15 protein-coding genes and 1 riboswitch are annotated in these 21,885 nt (G+C 45.9%); of the genes, 3 read left to right on the plus strand and 12 right to left on the minus strand.

The features are described 5' to 3' along the window. Positions 1–610, minus strand: a 610-nt coding sequence (locus OYT88_RS00005; RefSeq protein ID WP_274397280.1) for an Orn/Lys/Arg decarboxylase N-terminal domain-containing protein, incomplete at its 3' end; no start/stop codon positions are given. Positions 611–1,067: 457 nt separating this feature from the next. Here OYT88_RS00005 and relB point away from each other — a divergent pair. Then, complete coding sequence (gene relB / locus OYT88_RS00010; protein ID WP_274397281.1) at positions 1,068–1,487, plus strand: type II toxin-antitoxin system RelB family anti-toxin; 420 nt, start codon at positions 1,068–1,070, stop codon at positions 1,485–1,487. A 1,002-nt stretch (positions 1,488–2,489) separates the two neighbouring features. Here relB and lysS read toward each other — a convergent pair. The 6 genes from lysS to OYT88_RS00040 form a co-directional block, all read right to left on the minus strand. Next, on the minus strand, positions 2,490–3,983 hold the full coding sequence (lysS, locus tag OYT88_RS00015) for a lysine--tRNA ligase (protein ID WP_274397282.1): 1,494 nt from the start codon (positions 3,981–3,983) through the stop codon (positions 2,490–2,492). 1,089 nt (positions 3,984–5,072) lie between these two features. Then, a complete protein-coding gene (locus tag OYT88_RS00020) occupies positions 5,073–6,200 on the minus strand; it encodes an iron-containing alcohol dehydrogenase family protein (RefSeq protein ID WP_274397283.1) in 1,128 nt (375 codons plus the stop codon). 26 nt (positions 6,201–6,226) lie between these two features. After that, complete coding sequence (locus OYT88_RS00025; protein WP_274397284.1) at positions 6,227–7,537, minus strand: O-acetylhomoserine aminocarboxypropyltransferase/cysteine synthase family protein; 1,311 nt, start codon at positions 7,535–7,537, stop codon at positions 6,227–6,229. Positions 7,538–7,752: 215 nt separating this feature from the next. Beyond that, entirely contained in the window at positions 7,753–8,169 is a 417-nt protein-coding gene (locus OYT88_RS00030; RefSeq protein WP_274397285.1) for a GNAT family N-acetyltransferase, read from the minus strand. Between the two features lie 244 nt (positions 8,170–8,413). Continuing rightward, complete coding sequence (locus OYT88_RS00035; RefSeq protein ID WP_274397286.1) at positions 8,414–9,565, minus strand: amidohydrolase; 1,152 nt, start codon at positions 9,563–9,565, stop codon at positions 8,414–8,416. 150 nt (positions 9,566–9,715) lie between these two features. Next, positions 9,716–9,816: riboswitch (SAM riboswitch) on the minus strand. A 1,022-nt stretch (positions 9,817–10,838) separates the two neighbouring features. Next, the gene (locus tag OYT88_RS00040) at positions 10,839–13,220 is read right to left on the minus strand and encodes an ABC transporter ATP-binding protein/permease (RefSeq protein ID WP_274397287.1); all 2,382 of its coding nucleotides are present in this window, start codon (positions 13,218–13,220) and stop codon (positions 10,839–10,841) included. 271 nt (positions 13,221–13,491) lie between these two features. Here OYT88_RS00040 and OYT88_RS00045 point away from each other — a divergent pair, with 271 nt between their 5' ends. Beyond that, positions 13,492–14,169: a response regulator transcription factor gene (locus tag OYT88_RS00045; protein ID WP_274397288.1), complete on the plus strand. Its 678-nt coding sequence runs from the start codon at positions 13,492–13,494 to the stop codon at positions 14,167–14,169. Then, complete coding sequence (locus tag OYT88_RS00050) at positions 14,159–15,196, plus strand: HAMP domain-containing sensor histidine kinase (protein WP_274397289.1); 1,038 nt, start codon at positions 14,159–14,161, stop codon at positions 15,194–15,196. The genes OYT88_RS00045 and OYT88_RS00050 overlap by 11 nt, the downstream gene beginning before the upstream one ends. A gap of 600 nt (positions 15,197–15,796) precedes the next feature. On the opposite strand, the gene fadK is transcribed toward OYT88_RS00050, so the two are convergent. The 5 genes from fadK to OYT88_RS00075 all read right to left on the minus strand — a co-directional run bounded on the left by fadK (position 15,797) and on the right by OYT88_RS00075 (position 21,729). Beyond that, entirely contained in the window at positions 15,797–17,419 is a 1,623-nt protein-coding gene (gene fadK, locus OYT88_RS00055) for a medium-chain fatty-acid--CoA ligase (protein WP_274397290.1), read from the minus strand. 75 nt (positions 17,420–17,494) lie between these two features. Continuing rightward, the gene (locus OYT88_RS00060; RefSeq protein WP_274397291.1) at positions 17,495–17,797 is read right to left on the minus strand and encodes a ferredoxin family protein; all 303 of its coding nucleotides are present in this window, start codon (positions 17,795–17,797) and stop codon (positions 17,495–17,497) included. Then, positions 17,794–19,080 (minus strand): FAD-dependent oxidoreductase, encoded by a 1,287-nt coding sequence (locus tag OYT88_RS00065; protein ID WP_274397292.1) that lies wholly within the window; start codon positions 19,078–19,080, stop codon positions 17,794–17,796. Before OYT88_RS00065 ends, OYT88_RS00060 begins: the two co-directional genes overlap by 4 nt. A 63-nt stretch (positions 19,081–19,143) precedes the next feature. Beyond that, positions 19,144–20,361, minus strand: a complete 1,218-nt coding sequence (locus tag OYT88_RS00070) for a CaiB/BaiF CoA transferase family protein (RefSeq protein ID WP_274397293.1) — start codon at positions 20,359–20,361, stop codon at positions 19,144–19,146. 75 nt (positions 20,362–20,436) lie between these two features. Continuing rightward, complete coding sequence (locus OYT88_RS00075) at positions 20,437–21,729, minus strand: MFS transporter (RefSeq protein WP_274397294.1); 1,293 nt, start codon at positions 21,727–21,729, stop codon at positions 20,437–20,439. Between the last annotated feature and the right edge of the window lie 156 nt (positions 21,730–21,885).

Genomic DNA, 21,885 nt, shown 5'->3' on the forward strand with positions numbered 1-21,885 from the left:
CGGCGTTGGAAGTGGAGGTGCCGTTCATCACGAAGTAGGTCTTGTCCGCGTTGTAGACTTTCGCCGCGTGCCGCTCCGCCTGATAGGCCGGCCCCTCGTGAATCAGCAGATCGCCGAGCTTTACATCTGAACTGCTGATGTCCGAGCGGAAAACGTTTTCTCCGTAAAAGTCATAGAAATAGCGTCCGGCCGGATGCTTTCGGAAAAACTGGCCTCCGTGGTGCCCCGGAGTGTCAAATTGAAGATTCCCCTGATCGAAATACTTGCTTAAGTTTTTAAAAAAGGGCGGCAAAACATTCTCTTCATATTCCTCCGCAGCCGCCTCGATCTGCCGGCTGTAAAGTTTCTCGTCATAATGATTGCAGTCCATCAGGTGGAAGATTTTTTCCAGCGTCGCTTTGTCGAGGCTGGTATAATTGTTTTTCACGATCATAAAGATGGGGATCCCGAACTGAGTCTCGGAGACTTTATCGACGAACGCCGCCCGACCGTCGGTCAGCACGACGCCGGCGACGTCGGTGAAGTCCGTGTCTTCGATCCGGACCTTCTCCCGCGTGGTTGAAAAATAGCGTTCTGCTTCGGGATCGTAGGCAATTTTAAGATGTTTCATTTACCGATTTAAACCTCCCTATGAGAAATTGTTTTATTGTATACGCTTACACAAAGATCCTATTGAAACTTTTTACGTGTAACTAATTGATTAGTTTTTGTTTGATATTCTTGTACTTTATATTCAAAAAAAATTTCATAATCCGTATACATAAATTAAAAACATCATCTAATTAGAAAACTTGTCTTTCCATTTATAATGATAATTTTTGGTTATATATAAGTCTTGGCCGCTTTTTCCCTGCTACTTTTTTCGCCTCCCCGCTTTAATTAATTTATCATTTCTCATAAACCCACCCCCTCAATATCCAAGTATCTTGTATTTACAGTTCTAGTATATATCCAAAAAACTTGTATAACAACAAATTAAATATGATATATTTGAATGTTGTGTGAAATAATTAAAAAATAGTACAATATATTTGAACTAAATAAGCCAACTATAAGGAATGATCAATTTGCTTGGGGACAGAATTAAACAATTGCGAAAAGAACATGGATTAACACAGGCCCAATTAGCAGAAATATTAAACATTAAAAAAACGACCATATCCAACTATGAAACGGGATATAGTACACCCTCTAATGAAATGTTAAAAAATTTAGCAAATGTGTTGGATGCTTCAACAGATTATCTGCTCGAGCGAACGAACAATCCCGATCTAACCGAAAAAGACGAGGACGATATTGCGAAAACCATGAATAAGCTTAAAAAAAATCTAATTAATGGCAAGGATAAAGGCGTACTGGCCTTTTATGGGAGGCCGTTAAGTGATGAAGCCATTGAATCTATGCTGATACAACTTGAGGCAATTGAAAGGCAGACAAAAATAATAAACAAAAAGTATATTCCTAAGAAATATAAAAAAGGAGAGTGACAAGGGGGGATTTCTGTACTAAAAAAGAAGCGTTGGATAAAATTCTTATCGGGGCCGCCTGATGTCATCCCCCAATCGGATTGTTAATCAGGCTCTTAAAGATTGGCGTCAATTGTGCCGCGGCGTCATTGAAAGAATCCGGCAGCCGTGATAAAGGCCGTACGGCACATGTGCTGCCCGGACGATTCACTGATTTTCCCAGGAAAAAAGACCGCACTCCGGAACTCTGACCGGGACAGGATGTGATCCCCGAAACCATTACCAATCGATCCGGAGATGCCGGCAAAGAACCTGTCATCCACCGGCCGCTGTCCGGCACAATGCAGACTCTGAGCAAATGGTGCAGCAATATTGTTTAAATGGGGATCATTTGGAGACGTAATAAAGAAGTGTTCAAAAAATCAGGATGGAAAGATCAGAGGCCTCCCGGGTATCTGATTATTTCTGCAGAATGTCGGGACCACTCAGGAACTGGGCCGGAGCGAAATCCCAGACACAATGAGACATTCAAAATATGAAAGAGTACGGTTGTCTCACGCATTTTTTGAACCCGGATAAACGGGACTGCCTCACAGGATGCGGCCAAGAAAATCCCGGGCCATTCATACGGAACATCAGACAGCTAGAAAAAGCCGGCATTGAAAAAGCCCTTACCTATTCAGGAAAGGGCTTTTTCAATGTCTCTATCTAGGCCCTTCTTAAAAGGGCCGACTTTAACGGCGGTACATGCAGACAACAAATATCCGGCAAATTAAAATTGAGGCATCATATATCAAATAATCAACCCTGTCCAAGCTGCAGGTGCATCAGAGCATTTAAAACAATATTTTTCGAAAAGCACTCTGCAGACAGGCAGTTTTATCGTTTTGATCCTTTTCATCGCATGCCTCAAAATCTTTAGAGGGCAGTTTATTGCCCAATGTATCTGGAGCTCTGACACATATATGAAAAACAGAACCGTATTTCAGATTTTATTTCACCATCCAGCTGATAGAGCATCGTTCAATCTTCTCTTTTTCTCATCTGCGGAAATAATAATACATCGCGAATCGATGCCGAATTCGTTAGAAGCATGACCAGACGATCAATGCCTATGCCGAGTCCGCCGGTCGGCGGCATTCCGTACTCCATTGCTTCAAGAAAGTCCTCATCAATCATCTGAGCTTCATCATTGCCCGCTGCCCGTTCCTCCATCTGCTGCTCAAAGCGTTTTCTCTGGTCAATCGGATCATTCAACTCGCTGAACGCATTGGCATACTCCCGTCCGACAATAAACAGTTCAAACCGGTCGCTGAATCTGGGATCTGCGCTGTCTTTCTTTGCAAGAGGAGAAATCACCAATGGATGTCCGAAAACGAACGTCGGCTGGATCAGAGTCTTCTCAACCTTTTGTTCAAAAAATTCATTAACGACATACCCGTAAGTCATATCGTCCTTGATCTCAATGCCGTGCTCCAGTGCCAGCTTCCGCGCTTCCTCATCCGACATCTGCGGCCACAGATCCACTCCTGTCGCTTCTTTGATCGCATCAACCATGTGTACCCGCTTCCAGCGTGGTTTAAGTTCCAATGGCCGGCCTTCATAGGTAATTTTCGTTGTCCCCAGCACTCTCTCGGCAAGATCCGAAATCAGATTTTCCGTTAGCTCCATGACGCTCCGTAAATCTCCATAAGCCGCATAAAGTTCCAGCATGGTGAATTCAGGATTATGCTTCGTATCAATCCCCTCATTGCGATAAACGCGTCCGATTTCATAAACCTTTTCGAAGCCGCCAATGATCAGACGCTTAAGATGCAATTCAAGGGCTATCCGCATGTATAAATCGATACCCAGTGCATTGTGATGAGTAACAAACGGGCGGGCGGAAGCACCGCCGGGTATCAGGTGCATCGTCGGCGTTTCAACTTCGAGATAACCGAGACCATCAAGGATGTCACGAATAGATTTTATAATCTTACTTCTTAGAACAAAGGTTTCTTTGATTTCAGGATTGACAATCAAATCCAGATAACGCTGGCGATAGCGCTTTTCCACATCTTTCAATCCATGAAACTTATCCGGAAGCGGACGCATCGCTTTAGAGAGAATGCTGAATTTAGCAACTTTGATTGAAAGCTCACCGACATGCGTCTTGAAAACTGTCCCTTCGACACCGACAAAATCGCCGATATCAATCCGGCTGAAGATTTTATACTGATCTGCGCCGACGCTGTCCTTTCTTACATACAGTTGGATCCTGCCGCTGAAATCTTGAATATCGGCGAAACCGGCCTTTCCCTTCCGTCTCACCGTCATTATCCGCCCCGCCATCACAACAGGTACGTGCTTCTTCTCTAATTCTTCCATTCCCATTGAACCGTACAATGCACGAACTTTTCCACTATCGTGCGTGCGCTCGTACCGGCCGCCGAACGGATTTATCCCTTCTTCGATCAGTTCTTTCAGCTTTTCACGCCTGGCTTGAAGCTGATCGGTAAGATCTACTTCCTGGCTCATTATTTCAACCCCCGGTTATTTATTTTGGTATGCAGATTGCTGAACAAATGCAAGCAGTAACTTTTTAATTGCTGACAGGCGCTAAGCTCTTTCAGAATCTCTGTTTGTCAGAACAGTGTCTTAAGGCATTTATCCAATGATCAGCAGCCAAACGCATTAGATAAAGCGATCGGGCAATTTGACGAGTCATTAACAGAAATTGCAATACACAAAAATGCAAAACTTTTTCAACTCAGATCGAACGATAAAATGAGATATCTTGTAACTGGCCGTGTTGTACATTTGATTTATTTGGACCGCAATCTCTGAAAATGTCATCGTTAAAAAAACAGAACCAATTAAAAACAGTCCGTTCTGAATCCGCTTATCGCTTCCCTTCATTCTGATGGTTAATGAATTCTTTATAGATCTCACTCCTCTTTATCCAAGATTCTTGTATCATTATCTTATAGTATATATCTGAAAATCTTGTATTACAACATATTTAACTATGATATTTTGGGATTTCAGAATTGAGGATAAATGATCTTTTTTTCCGACTGCCGGATTCGGCTCCCGGCATCGCTTCGCCCGATCAGAGAAAACATTGTTGCGTTCACAGGAAACAGCCGAAGAGCTGCGTGCGAACCCTCAAAAGGTGAATCATCCCTATTCCGTGTGCCCGGACAGGACGTACAAAGCACAAAGATCAATCAACAAAACCCGCCGGAGATATCAAATCAGAAAAGTGATGTCTCTGTTAAGCGCCTCCTGCAGTTGGAATGATGGAGGCCCATCGATCATTGCCGGTACATACCATCAAAAGACCGGCCAATAGATTTTTGTGCATGCCGTTTTGGGAGACACATAAGAGAAAGGATGAAGTCAGGATCATGATCATTGTTTTTTCGTTGTACCTGTTTGGCTTTCGGGGGAGAGGCCAATAATAATTCAGCTGTCATTCATGTTGGAATTTGTCAACAATTTGGTTGCGGGTTCATTTGGCATCGTTTTCAATTTCACTAAACAGGCAGAAAGCACCACCTGCCGGTCGTATAGCAGTATGCAAGAGACAACACGATTTGACTGCTTCTATCAGGAATCTATGCTTCAGTCAGCCCCGCCCGCCTTATCGACAATCGGGCATACAGACTGTTCGTCCCGATCTGTCTCGGCAGCCATCGATTCAACCTTGTTGATCGCACTCAGGATAAAATCGACACTGATCTTCTTAAACACAAAATAAAATCCGGTTTCTGTCCCGACACATTCTTTTGCCAGGGTTTCTTTCGCTTGATTGACATCGTTCATGCCGAACTGATTGAGCGAATAGCTGAGACCGATCTGCTTATAGAAAGGCAGGAGTTTCCGTACTTCCGCTTCATTGCCCTCGGTCAGCAGGAGAACGAGCAGGCCATAAGCAACCTTGACTCCGTGCGGCAGGCGGTTTGTCTCCGGGATCTTGCTCATGGCATTATGAATCGCATGGGCTCCGGAAGCACGGCCAAAATCACGGGCGAAACTGCCGACTGTTCCGGACAGACCGACGATGACATCGGAAACAACGCGGAAAGCCGGACTGATCCGGCGCGCTTCAAGGCTTGCCACCGCTTCCCCTGCATAACGAAGCAGCAGTTTTTTCGTATCCAGTGCCGCATCGAGTCCCAGTGAAACGAAAGGATCCGCCGTCTGTGTCTCATCCTTTCGAATCGATTCCGCTTCATACCATTTGGCCAGTGTATCACCGATGCCGGAGATATAATAATTTTTCGGCGAATCGATCAGTAAGGACAGATCGACCAGCACAGCATAAGCGGATTCCTCAAAATGATCCCGGCCAATGTGAACATGCTGTGCATCATAGATAATTGCGAGCGGCGTATAAGCCGAGCATGTCCCGAGTACGGTTGGGATGCAAATATACTGCGAGTGCAGCCGATGATTCACCCCTTTAGCCGTATCCAAAGCACGGCCGCCGCCGATGCCGATGATTAAATCAGCCTGTCCGATTTCATTGGTCAGACGATCCATATCCTCATGACTGGATGTGCCGTCGTAGCGATGAATCGGCCATCTGACTTCTTTCTTATAGATCTTTTGAAAAGCCGCAAATGAGTTTTTACCCGTAACAATATGTATCGACGAAAAAGGCGCGGCCATTTCATCCAAGTAAGTGATCGCATCATTCGAGCAGATATACCGGCTTGGACCGCCTCTGACAATTTTTCCAAGATCCATCGGCTTTCCTCCTAATTCATTCATTTTTAAGCAAATGCCGTGCGGATCGCCTGATCGAGATCGGCGATCAGATCATCTGCATCTTCCAGACCGATCGAGAGCCTGATCACCGTGTCGGACAGCCCGCCCCGTCTCCTGTAGGCAGAAGGGATCTCACGATGCGTTGTCCGGCATGGATTTACGATCAGTGAGCGTACATCGCCGACATTGGGCAGATAGCTGAAAATTTTTACCGAATCCAGAACTTTCTTTGTCTGCTCCTCCGTTCCGTCCATGTCAAATGCAAAGATGGCTCCCACACCTCTGGGAAAATATTTTTTTACCAGTTCATGCTGCGGATGATCCGGCAGGCCGGAGTACTGAACGGTTCTGACATGTGGATTGGCTGTCAGAAACTCCGCAATCTTTTTGGCGCTGGCAACTTGTTTGTCCAGTCTCTCCGACAGAGTCTCAATGCCGAGAAGGACAAGATAAGCCTCAAACGGACCGAGCACGGCGCCGAACAGACGGAGATATTTGAGCCGGAGCCGGGCGGCAAAAGCTTTATTGCCGAAAGCTTCGACAAAGCTTCTCTGCATGTGTTCCTCCTCATTTCCGAGGATAAATTCTTTTTCTTCAAACTGTTTGAACCTGCCATTGCCGAAATCAAAGTTGCCTGCGTCGACAATCAGGCCGGAAATCACTTCGCCATGCCCGCTGATCCCCTTAGTCGATGAATAAACAACAAGATCCGCGCCATAGCGGATCGGATTAAAAAGGCAGGGCGTCGGGAAGGTATTATCGACGACCAGGGGAATTCCGTGCCTGTGCGCCAGCTGGGCCAGAGCCGCTATATCCGCCACAGTTGTTGCCGGATTGGTCACACTTTCCACAAAGATCGCTTTCGTATCTTCCTTGATCGCGGATTCAACCTGATTCCAGTCATTGATGTCATCAATAAAATCAAAATAAATACCATATTTGGGAAAAAGCGTGCGAAACTCATCAAAACTTGCACCGTAAATGTTTGCGGCCGCCGCGATCCGGCCGCCGCCTTCAGTCAGATTAAGAATGGTATAGGAAACGGCCGCCATTCCGGAACCTACGGCGACTGCATCCGCACCGCCGTCAAGATCTGCAATCCGTTTTTCCAGAACGGCGACAGTTGGGTTGCTTACCCGGGAATAACTGAACCCTTTTTCCTTAAAATTAACAAGCCGTGCTGCCCGGTCCGAATCGCCAAAACCAAAAGCTGCCGTCTGGTAAATCGGAACCGATGAGGCATAGTTATGTTCTTTCGGATCATATCCCGCATGTATTTTCAAAGTGTCGAATCTTTCTGGTTTTTCCTCCGGCATCCAAAGTGCCCCCTCTGCTGATACGGCCATATAATGAACTGAAGTTTATCCGAACTGGCAATCGATTCATCCGGTGTTTGCGGGTCAATCAATTGAGACAACCGAATGAGCGATTGCCCCGCTGCTTTTCCCGAAAAACAACTGCAGGCGCGGTAAAGCCTTATTGCTCATTGCTCTGCTTTTTGTTAATGATCCGTCTTCATGGTCCGTGCTTTCTACAGATCCTTATCCAGGTACACAATATCCGGCCGGAAATTCCAGCCTTTTTTTCTCCAGAAACTTTTTCCGTCTTCATTATCGAGCACAACAAACAGTCCGATCTTTGTGATCTTCTCTTTTCTAAAATTTTCACAGACACGATCAATTAAAAGAGTGCCGATTCTTCTCCCCCGATAGACGGGATCGACTGCCGTATGGTAAATAAAGCCCTTGCGGCCGTCCGTCCCGCCGAGAATCGTGCCGACGATCCGGCCGTTTTCCACGGCGACAAAACAAGTCTCCGGATTTTTCCGGATTATCCGGGCAATACCTTCGTAACTGTTATCCAGGGATCTTAAATTCATTCCCGGTACCCTCGACCACAAATCATAGGCGCCCTCATAGTCCCCGGGAACCATCTCTCGAATGTCCATACTCTTTCCAGCTCCAAACTGATTCAAACTTATTTTTTCCGTTTTGCCCTTGCCAGTGTCCGTGAGCGTAACAAACACGCCGGCGAATCATCCGTATTTTTGGTGCCAATGGCCCGGCAACGCCGGCCTTTCCCTGGAACTTCTCATTCAAAAAACGATAGGTTATCCGGCCTGCTGGCCCGCACCTTTCAGACCTGTCCGATCTGGCGGACGTCAGACGATGCAATGATAGGAGATCATTGATTCATTTGCTGTTAGACAGTTCGTGTAATAATCTGAAACTATTTCTTTCAAAAAAACGAGCCCCGTAGATCAGGAGACCGTCGTCGGCAGTAAATCGCGGGTTGTGGACACTGACATGACCGCCGTTGCCGATATCCGCATAAACGCCCGGGACATGCTCCTGGAAACAGGCAAAGTCATCACTTCCTAAACCGGGAGTTAATTCATATGTATCCGTAAATTTGCTAGTTTCATCCCGGACAATGGCCGTTAGTCCGGGATCGTTAACGACGGACGGATCACCGGTATACCAGTCAATGTCCGCAGTCACTCCATAGGCTTTAGCGGTGGCATCGACTATTTGCGGAAATCGTTTTTTTATCGTCTCGCGCACTTCTTTATTCGCGGTCCGAACGGTCCCCTCAAAAAAAGCAGTTTCCGGTAAAATATTCCATGTATTTCCGGCGGTAACATGCGTAATACTCAAAACACCGCCGGACAAAGCATTGATATTGCGGCTGATAATCGATTGAAGGGCACCGATTTCCGCGCCTAAAGCAACGATCGGATCACGGCCGTTTTGCGGTGCGGAAGCGTGGGCGCCAATACCGGTCAGCGTCACTTTGAATTTATCAATGGCGCCGCTGGCAATACCCGGCTTCAATCCGACACGTCCTATCGGTTGATTGGGTGTATTGTGAAAACCGATGATGGCATCAACACCGTCAAGCTGACCGTCATTAATCACCTGCAAAGCACCTTCATTAGCTTCCTCAGAGGGTTGGAAAAGCAGACGGACTTTTCCGGGCAGTTCTGCTTCCCGCTGCTTAATCAGATAAGCACCGCCCAGCAATGAAGCAATATGCGTATCATGGCCGCAGGCATGCATTTTGCCGGGAACTTTTGAATGAAATGGAACGCCGGATTCTTCCTGGATCGGCAACGCATCAATATCGGCACGCAGGCCAAGCGTGGGGCCGTCCTTTAGACCTATTTCGGCGAAAACGCCGGTTTTCAAATGAGTCGATAAGATTTTAATATTCCAACGGGTCAAAATCTCCTTAATCTTCTCAGTCGTTTTAAATTCATTGTCAGCCAACTCCGGATACTCATGGAAGTGATGACGGTACTTAATCAGTACCGATTCGAGCTGACTATCCGTTAATTTTGCCATGCAATCATACCTTTCATCGTATTTTCCCTTCTGCCATTCAATTTGTTAATCAGACCTTTTTGATCGCACCGCTGCGGATTGAACAGAGATCACGTGCATACAAAAAAGGCTGCTTTCCGCAGAATCAGAAAAGCAGCCCTTGGCCGTGTTCTCTTATCTGCCAGAATTGAATCTGCTGGAATTGACACCATGCACAACGTGCTGGTTGTCGGGTTTCATTGGGCCAGTCCCTCCGCCACTCTTGATAAGAACTTTTGCTATTTATTTAAAAAACAGATCTTTACAACTGTTTCTACCTGATAACGCCAGGACATATTCCGAACGTCTGTCACCCTGTCGCCCTGATCATTAACTAAATTATAATTCACATTCGCGGTATGTCAATGATGATGACCAGGAGAAACAACAGGCCCGGTTTAGCAGGAAGGACGCGGCCCAAAGGCCCAAAAATGAATCCCGCTCATAGATGCTGCTCTTCTAAACGTTTTCTCCCCGCGGAATTCAGCAAATTGCTTAGTTAAAAGCCGATGACCTGTTCATCGTTTGATTTTCCGCAACGACTTTTCCTTCCCGGTTATTCAAATCTTCCGTATTTCTTAATCGTCACCGGGCATAGATTACAATCGCTTCTCTGCTCCTTTTGCCGAGTGCATATACTTTCTTGTCATCCTCTTCTTCAAAAAATCGGAACGGAACTTTCCAATTATTTTCACAGGATCACTTACAGCGATGCCAGTCCCCGGACAAGCGATTCAAAACAGCCGGCAACAAAAATGGACGATCTTTTCCGCTGGATAAAAAAATAAGCCCTGCTTCAGGCTTAAATGGGTTTTGGATAATCGATACAGGGTAAGTCATGCTATAAGCAAGCATCTGTATCTTATCAAATGAATATTACCCGAATATAACGGGTCTATAAATAATTCGTAAAATCAAAAACAGACCCCTAAAGGTCTATTTTTGGGAGAGTTACATTTTGTTCATCTTTTATAATAGGACCTGTTTCTTAAAATTTAATTAAATTTACCGGTTTTTTTGATGCAGTTGTTCAAGCATCTGAATAACCGGCTTAATTGACACAGTGACTTTTCGATGCCCTAATCTATTAATCATCCGTCGATTCGGCAATTATACTCGTTACTTTCAATGATTACCTCCTTGAAGTGATGCGTTAAATCTGATCGATCGGCCGTATGCCGTATATTAAAAGGGCCCCGGGTCAGAGCCTTTTATTTCCATTCGCCCAAAATCAAAGGGCATCCGATGACACGGATCATTCGCTGCGCAGCGCTTCAACCGGATCTCTTCTGGCTGCCATTTTGGCGGGAATCAATCCGCCGATCAATGTCAGTACGATGCTAATGACAACGAGAGCCGCGGCATGCAAAGGATTTAGCTGAGCTACATTTTTCAAGGATGTCAAATTATAGAGTATGATATTGGCCGGGATTTCCAAAAGATAGGCAATTCCTATACCCATAAGGCCGGAACAGGTACCAATTATAAAGGTCTCCGCATTAAATACCCGCGTTATGTCTCTCTTCCTGGCTCCCAGTGCACGAAGAACGCCGATTTCTTTTGTCCTTTCCAGAACGGAGATATAGATAATGATCCCGACCATGATCATGGATACGATCAGAGATATTGCCGCAAATGCGATAAGCACCAGGGTAATCGCGCTCATGATGCTGCCGGATAATTTTGTCATCATCGCCGCAAGATCCTGATAGTTAATTTTGTCTGACGCTTTGCGGCCGGCATTCCATTTATCAAGATAGTCAGTTACCTTCTGCTTGGCATCAAAATCTTTCGGATAGAGAGCAATAGAGGTCGGAATACTCGTCGATCCCAGAGAAGCAAGAACCTCATTTTTCGTCAATGACACTTTCGTGCTTCCTCCCGTAGCCGACGTGCTTCTGCTCATATTGGGACCGAAGCCGCCGCTTGAGCCGGCACTCGATGGACTTCCGGAATCAGCGGAAAAAGATGAACCGGTCAGCACATCATAATCTGCTTCTTTCTGTGCTTTGACAATCTCAGAATTTGATGCGTTCCCAATAAAATATTGCGCCAGTTGGTCAGAATAATAAACACCGGAAGAAAGTGAAGGAGTCTTTGTATCCTCTTTAATGCGGACGATTCCGGAAATTCTTAAGGTTATAGCCTGGCCGCTGTTATACAGATTGGACAGATCATTGGGGGAGCCGTTAACTGTATAGGTATTCCCTGATTTTTTATAATATTCATTATTCAGGATCAATTTGAATTGTTTTCCGATGATTTTATCAAAACTTATACTTTCTCCATCTTTAGAATTAATTCCCAGTTCTTTAAGCAGCGATGTGTCGAGACGGTTATATTCATCAACTACCATAACGAGATCCGTTTTATCTTTCGGCAGGTTTCCTGCAAGTAAATGATAATACTGGCTGAAATAGTTGCCGCCGGCAGGTTTGTCAGGGTAGGAACCGAGATTAAGATTAGCCGTATCTACAGGAACTGCTTTGTTTCCGCTCTTCTTAAGCAGATTCATGTTTACGCTGCGCGTGAAGGAGACGGCATCTAAAAGAGAGGGCTGTATTTTTTTGACATAATCCACATAACTTTGTGTGATTTTATTTGTATGGGCAGCTGTATTTTTAGAAGAGTCATACGAATAAACAGCCGGCTTATTCGTATATTTAATCGAGCTATTTTTCTTTGTAGAAGTCGACGGCTGGCTGATGCTGGCAGATGACTGGCTTATCGTGATCGGATAATTGGACAGAGTACCGGATTCAAAACTATTGATTTGCTGATTAAATCCATTTGACAGAGCCAATACAAGAGCGATTCCGATAATACCGATACTTGAAGCAAAAGCCGTCAGGGAAGTCCGCCCTTTTTTTGTCAAAATATTCTTCCAGGATAATTTTAAGGCCGTGAAAAAACTCATGCTTGTTTTTTTCAACCGATAGTTTCCGGAAACCTCGGCGGTATTTATTGGGTTGGAATCTGAAATCACTTTTCCGTCAGAAATTCTGATAATTCGATTAGAATATCTTTGAGCCAGATCAGGATTATGTGTGACCATAATAACCAGCTTATTCCTGGAAATCTGCTTTATAAGCTCCATGATCTGTTCGCTTGTTTCTGTGTCAAGCGCACCGGTAGGCTCATCCGCCAGAATAATATCCGGATCATTAGAAAGCGCTCTGGCAATGGCGACCCGCTGCATCTGCCCCCCCGATAATTGATTCGGTTTTTTGTGGATGTGATCCTTAAGGCCGACCTTTTCCAGGACATCTAAGGCCCTTCTGCGCTTTTCTCTATTTGAAACACCGCTTAATGTCATGCTCATTTCCACATTGTCTAAAAGGCTTAAATGCGGAATCAGGTTATAGCTTTGAAATATGAATCCTACACTGTTATTTCGATAGGCATCCCAATCTCGATCCTTAAACTTTTTTGTTGATTTGCCGTTGATAATAAGATCGCCGCTGTCATATTGATCGAGACCGCCGATCATATTGAGCAGGGTTGTTTTACCCGATCCGCTCTGGCCGAGTATGGAGACAAATTCATTTTCCCTGAAATTCAGGCTCACTTTATCCAGGGCAATTTGGGTAAAATCACCGGTAGTATAGCTTTTGGATATTTCCCTTATTTGCAGCATCGACATACTCCTTCTATTCAGTCGTCACCAAGTAATATAACACACTAAAATAAACTGAATATCAACTGGATGATACTCCGAAAAAAACCTAATCTATACATGAAGGATTAAAGAGTCGGTTAATCCGTCCAATAACGGGAATGACGCTTCTGCATTTATTCCCATAGAAGGCCAGGGTGCCATCCGCCATGTATCCAGGATTCCGTACCCGTTTACAATGAGTTAATATAAGTGTGTCATAATTTTCTCAGTCTTTATAGGGAGTGAAGCCATGTTTAACATCCTTGTCGTTGAAGATGATTTGAAATTAAACAAGCTATTCTGCACGGTTCTTTCGCGGCACGGTTATCATACTTTTGCTGCTTTTGACGGCGCACAGGCTCTTAAAATGCTGGACAGCCAGTATATTGATTTAATTATTTCCGATATTATGATGCCCAAGATGGACGGTTACCAATTGACAAAGGCGCTGCGCAATGCAGATTTTAACCTGCCTGTCCTGATGATTACGGTAAAAGAAAACTTCGAAGATAAACGGAAGGGGTTTCTCAGCGGAATTGACGATTATATGGTAAAGCCTATTAATGTAAATGAAATGGTTCTTCGCGTTCAGGCCCTGCTCCGCCGGGCGAAGATCGTCAGCGAGCGGGAAATAGTGTGCGGAAGTACCAGGATCGTTTATGATTCCCAGACAGTTTCGTTTAATGGCGGGACTGTTTCTCTCCCGCAGAAAGAATTCAGGTTGCTTTATAAATTGATATCTTTTCCAAACAAGATCTTTACGCGGCAGCAACTAATGGAGGAAATATGGGGTATGGATTCAGAAACAGATGAAAGAACGGTAGATGTTCATATCAACCGCCTTCGCGACCACTTAAAGGCATGCAAAGATTTCCAGATTAAAACGGTCAGAGGATTAGGCTATAAGGCGGTAAAATATGAAAAATAAAAAGGCACATACAACATTATGGCTTTATTTTGCTATTGTCGTTTTTCTAATCATGTTGGTCACCGCCATGATCATGACGATCATCGCCTTTATTCTCCTCCATTTCGGCTACCTTAATCCTTCCGACAGAACGCCCTTAATTCCCATTTCGATCTTAATGTTTATGAGTATCGTCATCGGTACCGTCATTTCGCTATTTGTCGGGAAAAAAATTCTTAAACCGATTACGCAATTCAGTAAAGCAGCCAAACAGGTGGCCAAAGGAGATTTTAATATAAAGCTTAATGAAACCAGTCATATTAATGAAATCCATGAATTAACCCGCAATTTTAACATCATGGTCCATGAATTATCCAGCATTGAAACCTTGCGAAATGATTTTGTCGTCAATGTTTCTCACGAATTTAAAACTCCGATTACGACCATCGAGGGGTACGCAACCCTTCTGCAGGATAAAACGCTCTCCGATAAAGACAAGGACGAATATATACAAATGATCCTCGAGAGTACACGGCAGCTGACTACTCTATGCGGCAATATTCTGATACTTTCAAAACTGGAAAATCAGGGTTTGGTTATGGATAAACAAACATTCCGGCTCGATGAGCAAATACGCCAGGCCATTCTTCTGCTGGAGCCGAATTGGAGTAAAAAGAATATTAACTTCGAGATCGATCTGATAAATATGACTTATTTGGGAAAAGAAGATTTGTTAATGCAGGTTTGGATCAACCTGCTGGACAATGCCATCAAATTTTCAAAGCAGGACGGAACAGTAAATGTTTCACTGATCCAGGATCAAGGAATGATACGGGTGGATATTTCCGATAACGGAATCGGCATGACGGAGGCTGTCATCCACCATATTTTCGACAAATTCTATCAGGGAAACACGACCAGAAGTTCATCCGGAAACGGCTTGGGACTTCCTCTCGTTAAAAAAATTATCGAGTTGTGCGATGGCAGAATCACGGTAAAAAGCAAATATAATGAAGGAACCCATTTTACAGTCTTTCTGCCGCTGTAGTCTTTCATATATACCGTTCACAGGCACGGATAAAAACCGATGACCGATGCTATTTTATGGGCACGCTTTTTCATACCCTCCCTCTCTTCGTACCATTTATTAAAATGTCCTTTTTTGCAGAAACTCTTTTTATCATAGGCCGCTTCTCCCGGTCTATTAAATCAGGATCAAATGAATCAACCAATTGTCTTATTGTGTGAAAAAAGATCTCATCCGGTCCCGTCTATTTTGCCGACTAGGATGCACCAATCATTCTATAAGAGAATCAAGCACGATGCATTCTTCGGATTCAAATATCTCAAATATCCCAGTCATTACGGCCATGGGTAACGGTGCGAAAGCTGTTAATATGAGCTTACCCTGCTCTGTCAGTCTCAGCCGAATAAATATTCAGCTATACAAAACCCCCTAAAGCTGGATCAGATAAAATCCAATTTTAGGGGCATTTACATGTTTTAATACGCTATACTGGATCTCACTTTGTTTCGGTCAGAGTTATACCGAATCTTGCTCTCTCCGTTCGGCCAATAAGGTTTTGAGATGAATCAGCAGTCTCACGCCATACAATACCAATAATCAACCACTCGACGATCCATCCATTCAGTTCTGCATCTTTCGCCTGATGTCTTTTCTTAGTATATATTTTTTAACTTTCATTGAAGCGGTGTGAGGCAATTGTCCGACTACTTCTATTCGTTCGGGATATTTATATTTAGCCACATGAAGGCAGCGGAAAAACTTCTGAACTTCAGGCAGTGTCAGCCCTTTTGCCGGATTTTTAAGAACAACATAGGCACAGGATCGTTCCCCGAGCCTTTTGTCCGGCATGCCGACAACGCTCGCTTCGGATACATTCGGATGTTGCATGAGTATCCATTCGACCTCGGCACTGCTGATATTTTCGCCGCCCCTGATGATGATATCTTTCATTCTTCCGGTGATCCGGATGTAGCCTCTGGGATCCTGCCTGCATAAATCACCGCTGTAATACCAGCCGTCATCGTCAAGCACTTTGGCAGTCAGGTCGGGCTCTTTCAGGTATCCGACAAATACGTTCGGCCCGCGCGACGCCTCCTCGCCTTCTGTACCGGAGTCTACTTCTTTGCGGCTTTTGTCAACAACTTTAATTTCAATGCCCGGCAGAGCACAACCGTCCGTGAGCAGCAGATCCGCTGGATCGTCCGGTTTCGCAGCAGTGTGCGGTACGCTTTCCGTCGAACCATAGATGCTCATGATTCTCAGGCCGACAGTAAGCGCCTGCTGCAGGAGCATACGCGGAACAGCTGATCCGCCGCACAAGAAAACGTGCAGCGACGGAAGTGTCCGCTTTTGCTCATGAAGGCAGCGGATCAGATCATAAACAACAGGTGTGCTCGCCATTGCGATGCTGCAGCATTCTTCAGTGATGAGCCGCACAGCTTCTTCGGCGCAATACACATCTTCCAGCAGGCACGTCGCTCCAAGCATAAAAGAAGCCGTGACTCCATGATGAAAACCGATAGCGTGAGCGACCGGCGCCGGCATAAAAATTTTGTCCAGATAATCCAGATGAAAATTTGCACAGAACGCTCTTTCGCTGGCAATGATATTATTATGTGTCAACATAACCCCTTTCGGGAAGCCTTCAGTCCCCGAAGTAAAAAGCACAGCCGCCAGATCATCGGCACGTCGCAGACGATAACCTGCCGCAGGGGCGAACGGTTCCAATATTTTTGAAAGCGTCAGCTGGCCGGCCGTTTCATCTTCCTTTTCAACGGCGACAATCTTTTTTAAAGACGGAACATCTGTTTTCAATGGCGAAATATTGGACAGATAGTCTTGTTTTCTGAATCGGACGGGCATAAAGAGTACCTTAGATTCACACTTGTTCAGAATATAGGACAATTCGTGAAGCTGAAAATTGGGTAAAATCGGGTTGATGACGGCCCCGACTTTCAGACACGCGGCGTAAATAACGGCAAACTCAGCCCAGCCCGGCAGCTGAACGGAGACAAAATCTCCCGGACACACACCTGTTTTTATAAGGAAAGCAGCGACTTTATCAGCCGCGCAGTCCGTTTCCCGATAGGTAAAGCATTTACCGTGGCTGTCGCTGACCGCAACCTTATCCGGGAAACATAAAACTGCCATCCGCCAATAATCGGCTAATGTAGCGTCGCCCCATTGTCCTTCGCAGCGATATTTATGGACCTGCGACTGTGTTAATTTGATCCCGAACGGCATACCATTCACCAGCCTTTCATCGAAGCATTTAAAGCGTGCAACACGATAACGTTCACATCGCTAAAGACGTACGGGTCAGCCTCTTCTGAAAATAATGCCTTTCCCTTGTTCCGGGTAATTCCATGAATAACCGGGCACACCCTGATTCAGCCGTTCACAGACAAACCGGCAGTTGCCGCATTCCAGGCAGCCGACATGGTCAAATTTTAACTGCTGCTGCGCTTCATCCCACTGATAACGTTCTGCCGGACAGCAGCGCGTACATGCTTTATGGACGCACGTCAGGCATTGCTGCGGATCAATGATGATGTGGGGATGGCGGTCGTCGCTGTCAAAACGGTTTTTAGCCAGACATTCATCCATTTTCATGTTGATCATAGTGAACGACTTCCTTTAAAAGCATCTTTTAAAACATGGAACAGCGGCACTTTGTCATCCTTCATCATTTGCCTGGCCATGCTGATAACCGATTTAGAAGGTGTACCGTCGGCAGTGTACAGGCGGCTCATCAGATCGGTCGCAAGCTGCGGATAAGTCGTAAACAAGTACTTCGAGTGCGCGATATAATCATGCGCGTGTTTGAGTGTTTTCAGATCTTTTAATACCGTCGGTTCCAGTTTATCCTGATAGATTTTCAGTTTCTCTTTTGAAAAATCATCGGCATCAATCGCCTCGATCGCTGTTTCCGCCGCAGCGATGCCGGACATCAGCGCATAATCCATCCCGCGCACGGTAAATCCGCGGTTGATGACGAAACCCGCCGCATCGCCGGCAATTAGAAATCCATTCGCATAAAGCGGCGGCAGCGACTGAAATCCGCCTTCCGGAATCAAATGTGCGCTATATTCGATCAATTCGGCGCCGCTGAGATAGCGGGCAATCGCCGGATGCCGGAGATAGCGTTCAAGCATATCTGTCAGTGAAAGTCCGGAGGCTTTCAGCGAAGACGTATCGGCAACGATACCGGTCGAGATGCTCTCCCTATTTGTATAGAAAAAGGCTCCGCCGCTGATTCCCTGCGTACAGTCTCCCGCGCACAGCATCGCCGCGCCTTCTCCGGAAGAAACGTTGAAGCGTTCATTGATTGACGTTTCGGACAGCTTAAAAACGCACTTAACGCCGACAGCGATATCATTGACAGCCACTTTAGGACGGAGCCCGGCGCGTTCGGCGACCCATGCATTGACACCTTCTGCATCGATCACCAGATCAGCTTCAATGGTTTCGCCGCCTGTTTGAATGCCGCATACCTTCTGATCGCGGATGAGCAGCCCGTCGACGGTCGTTCCCGGAATCAGCATAGCTCCTGCTTCTTCCGCCTGTGAAGCAAGCCAGGCATCAAAAGAACTTCTGAGAACTGAAAACGACTGTGCTTTGGGAGAAGCAAAGGTCGTGTCGATCATCATACTGTCTGCGTCAGTCATCATCATCATTATTTCCCGCTTGATCTCCCGTTCAAGCGGTGCATGTTGCCATGTTTCCGGCATCAGTTTTTTCAAAGCATAAGTGTAAATCCGGCCGCCGCTGACATTCTTTGCCCCGGGATACTCGCCCCTGTCAACAAGCATGACCTCTTTTCCCGCTTCTGCCAGGCGATAAGCGGCGGCGATGCCCGCGAGTCCGGCGCCGATCACGATGACTTGAAACTTTTCGTCGGCCATAGTCATTGCTCCTTTACTGTCTTTGCAGTTTTCTTCATTAATATGGACAACCCAATCCGCCTGTTAGTTATCGCCGCATATCAATACATTATCTTTTTCCATGGCTTCAATGCGTTCATCAGAATAACCTGCGTCTTTAAGCACTTCGCGCGTATGGTAACCAAGCGGCTTAGAAAGATTCATCGGCGGGCTGCTGATACTCTTGAAACGAACCGGTGAAGTAATTAATGTGGCTTCGCCGCCCGTCGGATATTTGACCTTTCTCAAGCAATCATTGGCCCACGCTTCTTCATCTTCCAGAATTTCATCCGGCGTGTACCCTTTCTCAAAAGCAAGGTCGTTCTCTTTGAAAAGGCGGGTTAATTCATCGAGATTTTTCTTTGCCATCTGCTCGCTGATAATGTCGATAATCTCCGAGTTGACACCCAATTCATTGACACGCTCGACTGTCCGGTATTTTTCATTATCAATAAGATCGGGACGATCGAGCATCCTCATGACCTTGTTAAAATCACGATTATACTCCGGCGCGCAGAAAACAAACCACCTGTTGTCTTTCGATTTATACGTATTGTTAAACGGATTGGCGACTTTTCGCCGCGATTTCGGGTACTTGTTGCCATATTCCGATGCGACAATCGCAATATTCATCATGAACAGCGCTGTGTGATGGAGGCTGACCGTCACTTTATCGCCTTTGCCGCTTTTGTTTCTGCCGACAAGCGCCGCGCATATTCCTGAAGCCAGGCACATCGCCGCCTGAAAATCGCCGTAGGCGTTGACTTCATTCAGCGGAGATTCACCCGGCTCAGTCATTGATGTCAGGATGCCGCCGCGGGCAACATAAGCTGTCGCGTCGAAGCCGGCGGCATCTTTCTCCGGACCGTTTTCTCCATAGCCGAGAATCTGAGCAAACACAAGTTTCGGAAATTTTTCACTTAATAGTTCATAGGAAAAGCCAAGGCGCTGCAGTGCTTTCGTCCGAAAACTTGTGACCAGCACATCGGCGTTTTCCAATATTTTATAAGCCGCTTCTTTGCCTGCTTCACTTTTTAAATTGAGGCTGACAAAACGCTTATTGACATTAGCAATGTCGAAGCCGGGATTCTCCTCAACGCTGTAAGGAATGTTCCATACTCCCCCCTGCGTGCGGCTCGGATCGCCTTTCAGTGATTCAATCTTAATAACGTCGGCGCCCCATTCCCCGAGTACTCTTGGAACTGCCGGCGCGGCAATAAAAGAAGTCATTTCAACGATCTTGATGCCTTCCAATGGTTTCATTTTGTATTCCTCCTTGGCAAAACGATAAGTATAAACTTCCTGCCATTTTATTTTTAATTGCATTCAGGACTGTCATCAGGCCACGTCTTCTTGCTTACTGCGGCCCGCCAGCGGCCGGATTCTGGCAAACAGCATAATGATCGCACCCAGCACGGCAACGGCTGCTCCAAGATATAAAGCCGATGAATACTGCCCGCTGACATCGATGACCCAGCCGCTGACGACTGGCGCGACAATGCCGGCAAATGTGCCGATAAAGCCGTTGAATCCGGAAATCGTTCCCGTATTTTTCTTTGAGAAGTCCATAGGAATCGAGAAGTAAGACCCCATCGTAAAACAAAGCAATCCGTTGGAAAGCGACATGAGACCGACCGCCATCCAGATATTCGACGCCTGCGTACCAAACAGCAGGAAAACGCCGGCCAGCGCCAATCCGGTAATCGGGCCGAGTTTGCGGCCGATATTCGGGCCATATTTCTTTGTCCAAATATCGGCAACCGTTCCGCCGAGCGGATAAGTGATGATCGCGACAAGATAAGGCAGCATGGAATAGAAAAGACTTGAACTGACCTTAATACCCCGGCCCAGGGCAAAATAAGTCGGCAGCCAGGTCATAAAAAGAAAAAAGAGATAGTTTGAACAAAAATATGAAATTGCGCAGGCCCAGACCGAAAAATTTGAAAAAATATCCGATTTTTTCAGTTCCGGTCCGCCGGCAGCCGCCTGAGCAGCAGCCGGCTGATCACTGTTGATATAGTCCATCTCTTCTTTGCTTATTTTCGGATGCTGGGCCGGTGTGTTTTTACCGAATTTCCACCAAAACAGACACCAGATCGGTCCCAGGCAGGCAAAGGAGATAAAAAGCGTTTTCCATCCGAAAGAACTGAGTAGCCACGAAGCGGCAACCATTGTAATGGCAATGCCGATCGGAATACCCATCAGCAGAAAGCCCATTCCTTTTCCGGATTCTTTCTTGGGAAACCACCGCGAGAGAATGGAAGAATTAGAAGGAACGAACACACCCTGACCGATACCGACCAAAATCCTGATCACCATCATCAGACCGAGGGTCGATCCAAAAGGTGTCAGAAAGGTGAAAATGCAGAACCATAACGTACCAAAGATCAGTACCAGCCCGCCGCCGAAACGATCGGCCAGCCAGCCGGCCGGAATCATCGTCACCGCATAGCCGATAAAAAAGGCGGTCGATATCCAGCCAAACTGCGTCGCGTCCCAGCCGTACTGCTTCATTAACGCCGGGCCTGCCGTCGACATGGCCACTCTCCCCATATAAAGAACGATATAATCAAAAATCAGGAGAGTGGTAATCCCCCAGCGGACATGACCCACTTTTCCATTGTTTATCATTTCGCTTCGCCTCATTTAATCCATGAATTTTTCTGTACGAATGCACATTTTGGGTGAAGGAACAACAAGCGCCAATATTATTTTCAATTTTCCGAATGAAATAATGGAGCACGAGTTTGTGCTCCTGCCATGCTCCATTACTCTTTTTTTGAATGC

Origin of the sequence: Sporolactobacillus sp. CQH2019, assembly GCF_028765345.1 — a bacterium.
GTDB lineage: Bacteria > Bacillota > Bacilli > Bacillales > Sporolactobacillaceae > Sporolactobacillus.